This is a genomic window from Ciceribacter lividus (genome assembly GCF_003337715.1).
In the GTDB taxonomy this organism is placed as follows: Bacteria; Pseudomonadota; Alphaproteobacteria; order Rhizobiales; family Rhizobiaceae; genus Allorhizobium; species Allorhizobium lividum.
In genome coordinates this window covers 105,418-116,533 of sequence record NZ_QPIX01000006.1, presented here as the reverse complement: position 1 = coordinate 116,533, position 11,116 = coordinate 105,418, and the positions used below count along the sequence as shown (strand labels likewise).

Annotated in this window: 12 protein-coding genes; 8 read left to right on the top strand and 4 right to left on the bottom strand. The window is 58.5% G+C overall.

What is annotated here, in order from left to right; all coding sequences use genetic code 11:
* Positions 1 to 7: 7 nt before the first annotated feature.
* Positions 8 to 715 (bottom strand): aspartate/glutamate racemase family protein, encoded by a 708-nt coding sequence (locus DFR48_RS12055; RefSeq protein WP_147273534.1) that lies wholly within the window; start codon positions 713 to 715, stop codon positions 8 to 10.
* A 243-nt stretch (positions 716 to 958) separates the two neighbouring features.
* Between DFR48_RS12055 and DFR48_RS12050 the strand changes: the two genes are divergently transcribed.
* From DFR48_RS12050 to DFR48_RS12035, 4 genes are all read left to right on the top strand, one after another.
* Positions 959 to 1,933, top strand: coding sequence for a TRAP transporter substrate-binding protein (locus DFR48_RS12050; protein WP_114363399.1), 975 nt, complete (start codon positions 959 to 961; stop codon positions 1,931 to 1,933).
* A gap of 69 nt (positions 1,934 to 2,002) precedes the next feature.
* On the top strand, positions 2,003 to 2,539 hold the full coding sequence (locus tag DFR48_RS12045) for a TRAP transporter small permease (RefSeq protein ID WP_114363398.1): 537 nt from the start codon (positions 2,003 to 2,005) through the stop codon (positions 2,537 to 2,539).
* A 4-nt stretch (positions 2,540 to 2,543) separates the two neighbouring features.
* On the top strand, positions 2,544 to 3,857 hold the full coding sequence (locus DFR48_RS12040) for a TRAP transporter large permease (RefSeq protein ID WP_114363397.1): 1,314 nt from the start codon (positions 2,544 to 2,546) through the stop codon (positions 3,855 to 3,857).
* A gap of 31 nt (positions 3,858 to 3,888) precedes the next feature.
* On the top strand, positions 3,889 to 4,596 hold the full coding sequence (locus DFR48_RS12035; RefSeq protein WP_170141857.1) for a sulfite exporter TauE/SafE family protein: 708 nt from the start codon (positions 3,889 to 3,891) through the stop codon (positions 4,594 to 4,596).
* A 181-nt stretch (positions 4,597 to 4,777) separates the two neighbouring features.
* Here DFR48_RS12035 and DFR48_RS12030 read toward each other — a convergent pair whose 3' ends face one another.
* Both DFR48_RS12030 and DFR48_RS12025 read right to left on the bottom strand, forming a co-directional pair.
* The gene (locus DFR48_RS12030) at positions 4,778 to 5,521 is read right to left on the bottom strand and encodes an SDR family oxidoreductase (protein ID WP_114363395.1); all 744 of its coding nucleotides are present in this window, start codon (positions 5,519 to 5,521) and stop codon (positions 4,778 to 4,780) included.
* Positions 5,522 to 5,551: 30 nt separating this feature from the next.
* Positions 5,552 to 5,947, bottom strand: a complete 396-nt coding sequence (locus tag DFR48_RS12025) for a (R)-mandelonitrile lyase (protein ID WP_114363394.1) — start codon at positions 5,945 to 5,947, stop codon at positions 5,552 to 5,554.
* 106 nt (positions 5,948 to 6,053) lie between these two features.
* Between DFR48_RS12025 and DFR48_RS12020 the strand changes: the two genes are divergently transcribed.
* Positions 6,054 to 6,947 carry a LysR family transcriptional regulator gene (locus tag DFR48_RS12020; RefSeq protein ID WP_114363393.1) on the top strand — a complete coding sequence of 298 codons (894 nt, stop codon included), beginning with the start codon at positions 6,054 to 6,056 and terminating at the stop codon, positions 6,945 to 6,947.
* Positions 6,948 to 7,231: 284 nt separating this feature from the next.
* Here DFR48_RS12020 and DFR48_RS12015 read toward each other — a convergent pair whose 3' ends face one another.
* Positions 7,232 to 7,765 carry a winged helix-turn-helix transcriptional regulator gene (locus DFR48_RS12015; RefSeq protein WP_342634917.1) on the bottom strand — a complete coding sequence of 178 codons (534 nt, stop codon included), beginning with the start codon at positions 7,763 to 7,765 and terminating at the stop codon, positions 7,232 to 7,234.
* Here DFR48_RS12015 and DFR48_RS12010 point away from each other — a divergent pair.
* The 3 genes from DFR48_RS12010 (at position 7,750) to DFR48_RS12000 (ending at position 11,115) form a co-directional block, all read left to right on the top strand.
* Entirely contained in the window at positions 7,750 to 8,601 is an 852-nt protein-coding gene (locus tag DFR48_RS12010; RefSeq protein WP_114363392.1) for an alpha/beta fold hydrolase, read from the top strand. The genes DFR48_RS12015 and DFR48_RS12010 overlap by 16 nt on opposite strands.
* Before the next feature lie 475 nt (positions 8,602 to 9,076).
* Positions 9,077 to 9,334: a DUF4212 domain-containing protein gene (locus DFR48_RS12005; RefSeq protein WP_114363391.1), complete on the top strand. Its 258-nt coding sequence runs from the start codon at positions 9,077 to 9,079 to the stop codon at positions 9,332 to 9,334.
* Between the two features lie 14 nt (positions 9,335 to 9,348).
* Positions 9,349 to 11,115 carry a sodium:solute symporter family protein gene (locus tag DFR48_RS12000; protein WP_114363390.1) on the top strand — a complete coding sequence of 589 codons (1,767 nt, stop codon included), beginning with the start codon at positions 9,349 to 9,351 and terminating at the stop codon, positions 11,113 to 11,115.
* The last annotated feature ends 1 nt before the right edge of the window (position 11,116 follow it).

The following is an 11,116-nucleotide window of genomic DNA, read 5'->3' as shown; positions in this document are numbered from 1 at the left end:
CGCATCCTCAGTCTTTCGCGTTTGCAGCCATCAAGAGAGCTGCCGCGTCCAGCAGATGAAAGACCGGAAGTCCGGTCACCTTGCGGATTGCCGGCGCATAGGGTGGCAGGTTTCCGCATTCGAGAAGAATGGCGGAAAGGTCAGGTTCCGACTTTTGCAGGTCAAGGGCTGCATTGCACACGGCCCGTTCCATGGAGTCACGGTCGAACGACGTGTTCTGGCGTTGTTTGGTCGCCAGAAATGTCTCTGCAAAAACGGAGGCACCATCCATGCCTGCAATGGCCACCTGCTTTGGATCAATGCCGGCTGCTGCGAGTGCGTTGGGTCCAAGCGCCTTGCGCGACGCCGTCAAAATGCCGACGCGACCGGGGCAGGATGCCGCGACGACCGGATAGAGCGAAAGGCCGGAGAGCATAACCGGAATCTTGACGGCATCGGCAATCTTCCTTTGCGCGCTGACCAGAAAACCGCAAGTCGAGACGATCGCGCACGCGCCGTTCCGCTCGAGTTCGATGGCCGCCGCGATAAAACGCTCGAGCAAAGCTCCATCAGGCTCGCCGTCGCGGACGATTGCCGGACTGTCGGCACCATTAACGATCACGACTTTTGACAAGAACGGATAGCTGTCCGGGCAGCCCACATCACCCCTGATCCTGGGGAAGGATGTATCAAGCGCAAGAATGCCGATAAACGGTTGTAATCCCTGTTTGTTCATGGCGTCCCCGGCCTCAGTTCAGTTCGTCGGCATTGTGGTGCCCTCACGGGTACCAGTATCGAGGCCCATCAAAAAGTTGGAAATTGACGGTCACGGCCAGGCGAAGCCACAGTTTGAGGTGTGCCACCGTCACTTTGACGGTTTTGCCCGCAATTCCGGCAAAATATCGGTGCCGTGTTCTCCAAAAATGAATAAGCTCAAAGTCGCGGAAACAACGCCAACGAATTTTGTGGGAACATTCAAATGATAAAGAAAATTGGACTCCTTGGGGTTTCATTGCTCGCGCTCGCTGCCGTGCAGGCCCGCGCGGAGAGCTGGGACATGCCGATGGCCTATCCGGCCAGCAACTATCATTCCGAAAATGGCGCCAAATTCGCCACGTGCGTGGCCGATGCGACCAAGGGGTCGCTAACGATCACGACTCATCCGGGAGGATCTCTCTTTGCCGGGAATGATATCAAACGCGCGGTTCAGACCGGCACGGTGCCGATCGGCGAACGCCTGATATCGGCGCATGCCAACGAGAACCCGCTCTTCGGCATTGACTCAATCCCGTTCCTCGCAACCTCCTACGATGCCTCCGACAAGCTCTGGAATGCAGCTCTTCCGACTCTCAAGGAGGCTCTGGAGGAGCAAAACCTCGTTTACGTCTATTCGGTTCCGTGGCCGCCGCAGGGCCTCTACACGAAAAAAGACGTAAATTCCGCGGCAGATCTCAAGGGAATCAAGTTTCGCGCCTACAATGCTGCGACGGCTAGCATTGCTTCGCTTGCCGGAATGCAGCCGGTCCAGATCGAGGCGGCCGATCTCAGTCAGGCGCTTGCAACCGGCGTCGTGGAAAGCTTCGTTTCGTCCGGTTCGACCGGCGTGGATTCCAAGGCCTGGGAAAGCCTGACAAACTTCTACGACGTTCAGGCCTGGCTGCCGCGCGACGTCGTCTTCATCAATAAGGATTCCTACAGCGCCCTGGACGACGCCACCAAGAACGCCATCATGGATTGCGGCGCCGAGGCCTCGAAGAACGGCGAGACCATGGCCAAGGATCTGACGGCTCAGTATCTGAAGACGCTCGCCGACAATGGGATGAAAGTGTCCCCGCCCGGCGACAAGCTGAAATCGGATCTGGAAGGCTTCGGTGAAACGATGACCAAGGAATGGTTGGAAAAGGCCGGCGCCAAGGGTCAGTCAATCATCGACGCCTACAAGAAGGCCGAATGAGCCCACCCTGACCGCGGCCCGGCGCGAATGAAAGCGCCGGGCTGATTTCCAACCTGTGTCAGGGACACCATGATCGCATCTTTTCGCAAGCACCCGGTCGGCAATTTGCTGGACCGTCTTTATCTTTTGGCCGGATATCTCGCCGCAGCCTGCCTTGTGGGGCTTCTTGTCGTCATTGTCATGCAAATGGTGGCGCGCTGGACAGACCTGACGTTTCCGGGCGGCACGCAATATGCCGGTTATCTGATGGCGGCATCTACCTTTCTGGCTTTCGCATACACCTTGAACAGCGGCGGGCACATTCGGGTGGAGCTGCTGCTTCAGGCGCTGGGCAAGAGCAAATTCCTTGTGGAGCTCTGGTGTCTTCTGGTCGGCACGGCCGCTTCCTCGTATCTGGCCTGGTACGCCGTCAAACTGGTTTACTGGTCCAGAAAACTGCATGACCTCAGCCAGGGGCTGGACGCCACGCCTCTGTGGTACGTCCAGATCCCGGTTGCCGCCGGCGCGATCATCCTTGCCGTCTGTTTTGCCGACAATCTCGTCACCGTGATCTTCACGCGACGGGACAATATCAACCAGAGCGCCGAAGCCGGATTGACGGAATAGAACCATGACCGCTGAATTCGCTCCGATCGCAATTTTCCTTTTCGTTCTGTTCACTCTGCTCGGCTCCGGTGTCTGGGTCGGACTTTCTCTCCTTGGCGTTGCCTGGATCGGCATGGAGCTTTTCACCAACCGCCCGGTTGGCGACGCGATGATGACCACCATTTGGAGTTCGTCTTCGTCCTGGACGCTGACGGCGCTGCCGCTTTTCATCTGGATGGGTGAAATCCTCTTTCGAACGCGGCTTTCCGAAGACATGTTCAGGGGGCTCTCGCCCTGGATGGCAAAGCTGCCCGGCCGGCTGCTTCACACGAACGTCGTCGGCTGCACGGTCTTTGCCGCCGTGTCCGGCTCATCGGCCGCAACGCTGATGACTGTCGGAAAAATGTCCGTGCCTGAACTGCGGCGCCGCAATTATCCGGAAGAGCTGGTGATCGGCACCCTGGCGGGGGCGGCCACCTTGGGCCTGATGATCCCGCCGTCGCTGACACTGATCGTCTATGGCGTGACGATCAACGAATCCATCACCAAGCTGTTCATCGCGGGCATTCTGCCAGGCATCGTGCTTGCAGCCTTCTTCATGATCTATATCGCCGTCATGTCGAAGGTCTCCAAAAGCTATGCGCCGGACGACGAGCCGGAAATGTCTTTCGCGGAGAAGCTCAAGAATTCACGCTTCCTCATCCCGGTCATCAGTCTCATTCTGGTCGTCATAGGTTCCATGTATCTGGGTTTTGCAACGGCCACCGAAGCCGCGGCCTTCGGGGTGATCGGATCGCTCTTGCTCGCCCTGCTGCAGAGGTCTCTGACCTGGAATTCGTTCATGGCAAGCCTTTTGGGTGCGACGCGTACATCCGCCATGATCGGTCTCATTCTGGCTGGCGCGTCATTTCTTTCGCTGTCCATGGGGTTTACCGGTCTGCCGCGGATGCTTGCCGAATGGATAAATTCGCTTGGGTTGACGCGGTTTGAACTTCTGATGGCCCTGCTGGCCTTCTATGTTGTACTCGGCTGCTTCCTGGACGGCATCTCCTCGGTCGTCTTGACGATGGGGGTGGTGGAGCCGATGATCCGCCAGGCGGGTATCGACGTTATCTGGTTCGGCATCTTCATCGTGGTCGTGGTCGAGATGGCGCAGATAACCCCGCCGGTCGGCTTCAACCTCTTCGTGATGCAAGGAATGACGGGCCATCAGATGAATTTCATCGCCCGCGCCGCATTCCCGATGTTTCTGATCATGGTCCTGATGGTCTTCGTGCTGATAGCCTTCCCGGATATCGCAACCTGGATGCCGGCGCATATGCGCGAAATCCGCTTCTAGCGAGCAGGCGATGGATATTCTTTCTTCGCCTGTGCTGTTGGCCGCGATCTTTGCTATCGTGGCCGCAGCCTCCGTCGTGCAGGCTGGCCTCGGCATGGGCTTCGGCCTCGCGTCGGCGCCGCTCCTGGCTCTCATCGATCCGAATATGGTGCCGGGACCTGTCCTGATCCTTGCAGTCGCAACATCCGTCTGGGCGGCTTGGCGCGAACACGGGTCGATCCGGTGGAGCGAATTGCGGACCGGCATCGCCGGACGCATTGTCGGCGTTTGCGCGGGCTCCCTGCTATTGGCCAGTCTGGCGAACCAGCATATTTTCGTCCTCGTCTTCGGGACGCTGATCGGTAGCGCCGTTCTGCTTTCCGTGTCCGGCTGGCGGCTGCCTTTCAACCGCTTCACCTTGCTCATCATGTCCGCCTTTTCCGGGCTGATGGGCACGATCACATCGGTCGGAGCGCCGCCCATGGCGCTCATCTATCAAAGCCGGTCGTCGCACGAGGCCCGCCCGACACTGGCGGCCTTCTTTTCCATCGGCTCTGCGCTTTCTCTCCTGGGGCTTTACATCAGTGGTTGGGGAAAGCCTGACGACTTCCTGCTGGCGCTTTTGATGGTGCCGCCCATGCTCCTGGGAACGTTCATCGCCAGAAAGCTGAGCTCGGGCTTCGACAAACGCTTCCGTCCGATGTTGCTAATCATCTCTGCGGCGGCTGCAGCGGTGTTGATTTACCAGGGCCTCACGTGAGCGCTTCCCGCAAAGCGCAGGGTGGTTGGCGGCCAAAGTGGAACATATCCAATACCGGCAGTTAGTGGCCGCTGTCAGTGCCGAGACGTAATGCCGGAAATGTCCGTAACGAAGGCGCGTAGCCGCTCGCGCCGAGACGTACGACCCCGCTCGACGCCGGGCCGCCGCTCAGGGCCGATGTTTACCAGGGCTGCTTGGCGGGCCCGACGGTGAACTCGTTGACCGTGGTGTCTTCCGGCATGTCGACGGCGAAGGAGACAACATTCGCAATGCGTTCCGGCGAAATGCCGAATGCGGCATAAAGACCGGCCATGCCCTGTGCTGCACCTTCATCGGTTATGGTGTCGAGCAGTTCGGTGTTGATCGCAGCCGGGTAGAGAGTCGCGGTGCGGATGTTGGTGCCTTCCATAGCCGATTCCATGCGCAGGCATTCCATGAAGTCGCGAACGAACCACTTCGTGCCGCCATAAACGGCCGTGCCCGGATAAGCCTTGATGCCGGCAACCGAAGATACGGCGATCACCTGACCGGATTTCTGCGCGGTGAAGATCGGCATGACAGCAGCAACACCGTTCAGTACGCCGTTGATGTTGACGTCGACCATCTGCTTCCATTCGTTTGTCTTGAGTGCCGAAACGTTGGAAACCGGCATGATGCCAGCGTTGAGGAAGATCACGTCGACCTTGCCGTAGGTGTCCTTGGCAAGCTTGACGATCGCATCGTTACTTTCGGGCCTGGTGACGTCGAGAGCAGCATAGATGGCTTCGCCGCCCGCAGCCTTGATGTCGTCTGCAATCTTTTTCAGCTTGTCCTCACGCCGTGCGCCCAGAATAACCTTGGCGCCCCTGGAAGCCAGTTCTTTGGCGGTGGCTTCGCCAATACCCGACGACGCACCCGTGATGATGACGACTTTATCTTTGATCATGGTCAGTTCTCCTTTTTTGCTTTTTGCTGTTCAGGCGGCGTATTGCTCGTCGGTCACCTTTTCCATCCAGTCGACAGCCTTGCCGTTTTGGACTTCCTGGATGGCGATGTGGGTCATGGCAGCGCCGGGGGCCGCGCCATGCCAGTGCTTTTCACTTGGCGCAAACCACACCACGTCGCCAACCCTGATTTCCTCGATCGGCCCGCCCCAGCGCTGCACGCGCCCGACGCCAGATGTCACAATGAGCGTCTGGCCGAGCGGATGCGTGTGCCAGGCTGTGCGCGCGTTCGGCTGAAACGTGACGCTTGCTCCCTGTACACGTTCCTTGTCGAACGGATTGAAGAGCATTTCGACCTGGACCGACCCGGTGAACCAGTCGGTCGGGCCGGGGCCGGCTGGGCGGCTTTCTGCGCGAGTGATTTCCATGTGATGCGTCCTTCCCTCGGATGCCTTGTGTGCTGGCAAGATAAGGGTGGATGCGCTATTCGATTAGGCGCTATAAACTGGATGAACTATTGAACAGGATTTCATAGTGGCGCGTGACGAGTTTAGCGAACTGAGGGCGTTTATCGCTGTTGCCAATGACAGCAGCTTCACCAAGGCGGCCGCCAAGCTGGGTGTCTCGACGTCAGCGCTCAGTCATACGATCCGCGGGCTCGAAGAGCGGCTTGGCCTTCGGCTTCTCACGCGGACGACCCGCAGCGTGTCGACGACCGAGGCGGGCGAGCGGCTCTATCGATCAGTCGCAACGCATTTCGATCAGATCCGCACGGAAATCGACGCCTTGAGCGAATTGCGCGACAAGCCGTCCGGCACGATCCGCATCAGTTCCGCAATCCACGCGATGGAAATGGTCCTGCGGCCAAAACTGGCGACGTTTCTGACCGAATTTCCCGACATCAGTGTCGAGGTATCCATCAACGACGGATTTATCGATATCGTGGGCGAACATTTCGACGCCGGCGTCAGGCTGGGCGAGTCGATCAGCAAGGATATGATTGCGGTCCGCATCGGCCCGGATTGGAGGTTCATTGTTGTTGGCACGCCCGACTATTTTGCACGTCGGTTACCGCCAGAGCACCCCGGCGATTTGACCAATCACCAATGCATCAACCTGCGCATGGCGTCTGCCGGTGGTCTCTATGCATGGGAATTCGAGAAAGATGGACGCGAGTTGGAGATCAGGGTCGCAGGACAAGCCATTTTCGACAGCATTTTTCCCGTGCTGCATGCTGCCGTCGACAACCTCGGGCTCGCCTATGTCCCGGAAGACCTCGCGCGTCCCTATATCGACGACGGCCGATTGCAGGCGGTTCTGAACGACTGGTGTCCTGTCGTCCAGGGCTATCACCTCTATTACCCCAACCGACGGCTGGCCTCGCCTGCCTTTGCCGTGTTCCTGGAGGCAATGCGATATCGGCCGTAGTTTGCGAGCGGCGGCTTTCCGGAGTTCTAGCGGGAGCGCCGAATGGCCGGAATCGAGGCGCAGAGCAGATAGGCTGCTTCAGGGCCGGATGTTGACAGTCTGGTTTCGTCGCACTTGCCTCCAAGTTAGTCGACGTTCCATGAATCAGACAATCCTCATGGGGAGAATCCTTTTTCCGCTACATGCGGCCATCCGTCCACACCGCCTGGCGCGCGATCCTTGCTCGGCGTGCCACAAGACTTTGCCATCCCGAACCTCGGGTTTCGAAGCTTTGCACTCGGGCGTCACGCCGCGTTTTCCAGAACCGTTTCGAAGTCCGGCTCTACATGTTGAACGTGTTTCTGTCCCCATTCGCACATCGCGCGAATGACCGGCATCAGCTCTCGACCCGTTTCGGTCAGCGAATACTCAACTCTTGGAGGAACCTCGGGATAGACCTCCCGGTGCACGATCCCATCTGCTTCAAGCTCGCGGAGCTGGTTCGTCAGCATGCGTTGTGTACATCCGGGCAGGCTACGGAGCAGTTCGTTGAAACGTCGCGTACGGACGAGCAGACGTAGAATGATCAGTCCCTTCCATTTGCCGCCGATCTTGTTCAGCGCAGCCTCGACCGGACAGTGCTCCGGGTCCTGGTGTCGCGCTTTACGGGATCCGGCAGTTCCCATTTTCGCCATGTTTTCTCCAATAGAGTAATTTTTGACACTATAAGCGATATTTGTGCGTACTTGCAAATTTCTCCCTTTGCAAACATTTTCCTCGAGCTGATCGGCGCCGGACGCCTCACTACGAAGGAAAAAGAAAAATGCTTCGAAATACAATTTTAGCGGCTGCCGCTACCGCGTTGTTTGCGGCCCCCGCCATAGGCGGGGATTCTCCCATTCTAGGACATGAGCTGTTTGGCTCGGGTCCGGAGAAGGTGATCGTTTTTCACGACTGGATGAGCGATGCTACCAATTACGACACAGTGCGTCCCTGGCTCGACACCGGAACCTATACCTACGCGTTCGTGGAAGTGCGGGGCTACGGAGCGTCAAAAGGATTGGCGGGGAACTATACCTCCGATGAAATCGCCGGCGACACGCTCCGGCTCGCCGAACATCTAGGATGGGAGAAGTTCCATCTTGTTGGCCATTCCATGAACGGAATGGCGGGGTTCAAAACCCTGCTCCTCGATTGGCACGGCGCTCACAGGATCAAGAGCTATGTCGCAGTCACTCCTGTGACGCCTGACGGCTATCCCGCCAGCGACGAAGAAAGAGCATTCCTCGCGGCGGCAATTACAGACGATGAGACCGCACGCAATGCCTTCGGCGCGCTGACCAATGGCAAGCTGAACGGCGCCTGGGCTGCCAGGAAGACAAATCTCAGCCGCGCATCGTCGCGTCCGCAAGCCTTACGAGGCTATTACGCGATGTGGCTCGATGAGGACTTCTCCGCGGAACTTGCTGCAGCCAACGTCGACACGCCCGTGCTCGTTATCGGAGGGCGCAACGATCTGCCGGGCTTCCAGGAAGCCTACTACTCAAAGACGCTCGCAAAGTGGCTACCCAACATCCATTTCGAGTACATCGACAATGCTGGTCACTATCCGATGCAGGAGACTCCTGTGCTTTTCGCGACGCTCGTCGAAGCGCACCTGAACGCAAACAAATAGCCGTCCAACAAAACCGGGGCGCGACCGACGAATCGAACCGGTCGCCCTTCATCAATCTGGCGCTGCACAACCTATGTTCTCCGGATCTTGGGACAGCGTCCATGTACCAAGTAACGGCTATGCCACAAGCTGGGCGGTGTGGACGGATTACCGCATGTAGCGGAAAGCGATTCTCCCCCATGAGGATTGTCTGATTCATGGAGTGTCGACGAAACACGGGGCTATTCATACAATCGGCGGCAAGCTGTTCAAACATGCCAAGCCGGCTCTGCCGACCTACCACGTAAGACTTTGGTCTTACGACCAATCGTGGGCTTGGAAGTTCCCTTTGGCAGGCTAGTCTGACCATGCTGCGGGGGAGTCCGTATTACTGAGGAGCGGTTATACGGCCGACGACACCATGCTCGTCCGGTCCTGCGGCGTGGTGGAGGAGTTCAGGCATCGTTGATGTCTGAAAGCAGAGGGAGGATCATTCATGACGGACAAGTCGTCCAATGCCTACTGGGCAGCGAATATTCGCATTATCTACATATGTCTGGCTATCTGGGCGATCGTATCTTACGGATTCGGCATCCTGCTGCGTCCCATGCTGTCCGGTATAGCCGTCGGCGGCACTGACCTTGGTTTCTGGTTCGCCCAGCAAGGTTCGATCGTCGTCTTTATCGCGCTGATTTTCTACTACGCGATGTACATGAACAAGATCGACCGCGAATTCGGCGTCGATGAGCAGTAAGGCGGACATTCCATATGGAACAGTATACCCTTAATCTTTTGATTGTGGGCGCCTCCTTTGCGCTCTACATCGGTATCGCAATCTGGAGCCGCGCCGGCTCCACTGCTGAATTCTACGCCGCAAACCGCGGCGTTCATCCCGTGCTGAACGGCATGGCGACGGCTGCGGACTGGATGTCTGCGGCGTCGTTCATCTCCATGGCTGGCCTGATCGCCGGCGTTGGATATGCCAACTCCACCTACCTGATGGGCTGGACCGGCGGCTACGTTCTGCTTGCACTGCTGCTGGCGCCTTACCTGCGCAAGTTCGGCAAGTATACCGTGCCGCAATTCATCGGCGACCGTTTCTACAGCCAGAGCGCGCGACTTGTCGCGGTCATCTGCCTGATCATCATCTCGACAACCTATGTTATCGGCCAGATGACCGGTGCCGGCGTCGCATTCTCGCGCTTTCTTGAAGTCGAGGCCTCGACCGGTCTCTGGATCGCCGCGGCCGTCGTCTTCGCCTATGCGGTTCTCGGCGGCATGAAGGGCATCACCTACACACAGGTTGCCCAGTATGTCGTGCTGATCATCGCCTACACGATCCCTGCCATCTTTATCTCGATGCAACTGACAGGCAATCCGTTGCCATGGCTCGGCCTGTTCTCGACGCATACCGAATCAGGCCTGCCGCTGTTGCAGAAGCTTGACCAGGTCGTCACCGACCTCGGCTTCAACGCCTATACCGCACAGGGCTCCATGCTGAACATGACCCTGTTCACCCTGTCGCTGATGATCGGTACCGCCGGTCTGCCGCACGTCATCATCCGCTTCTTCACCGTTCCCAAGGTCTCCGACGCACGCTGGTCGGCTGGCTGGGCGCTGGTCTTCATCGCGCTGCTCTACCTGACGGCTCCGGCTGTCGGCGCCATGGCACGCCTGAACATCATCAACACCATCTTCCCCAACGGTCCGAAGGCCGAGGCTGTCCTCTATGAACAGCGCCCCGACTGGATGAAGACCTGGGAAGTCACCGGTCTGCTGAAGTTCGAGGACAAGAACGGCGACGGTCGGATACAGTATTACAACGACAAGGCTGAAGGCTTTGCCGCCCAGGCGGCCGAGCGTGGCTGGTCCGGCAATGAGCTGACCATCAACAACGACATCCTGGTTCTTGCCAACCCGGAAATCGCGCAGCTTCCGGGCTGGGTCATCGGTCTCATCGCAGCTGGCGGTCTTGCAGCCGCTCTGTCGACGGCAGCGGGTCTTCTGCTGGCCATCTCGTCGTCGATCAGCCACGACCTGATCAAGGACTGGCTCGTTCCGGGTATTTCGGAAAAGAACGAGCTCATGGTCGCTCGTGTCGCCATGGCCGGCGCGATCTTGGTCGCAACCTTGCTGGGCCTCCACCCGCCGGGCTTCGCCGCCCAGACCGTGGCCTTGGCCTTCGGCCTTGCCGCAGCGAGCATCTTCCCGGTTCTGATGATGGGCATCTTCTCGAAGCGCATCAACTCGGCCGGCGCGACCATCGGCATGCTCGTCGGCTTGATCGTGACCTGCCTCTATCTGTTCACCTATCTCGGCTGGTTCTTCATCGCCGGCACGAACATGCTGGAGAACGTACCTGCCAACTACCTGTTCGGCATTCCGCCGGCAGCCTTTGGTCCGATCGGTGCACTGCTGAACTTCGCGACGGCCTACATCGTATCGATGATGACCGCAGCACCGCCGGCTCACGTACAGGAACTGGTGGAATCGATCCGCGTGCCGCGTGGCGCGGGTCAGGCAACCGGTCACTGAG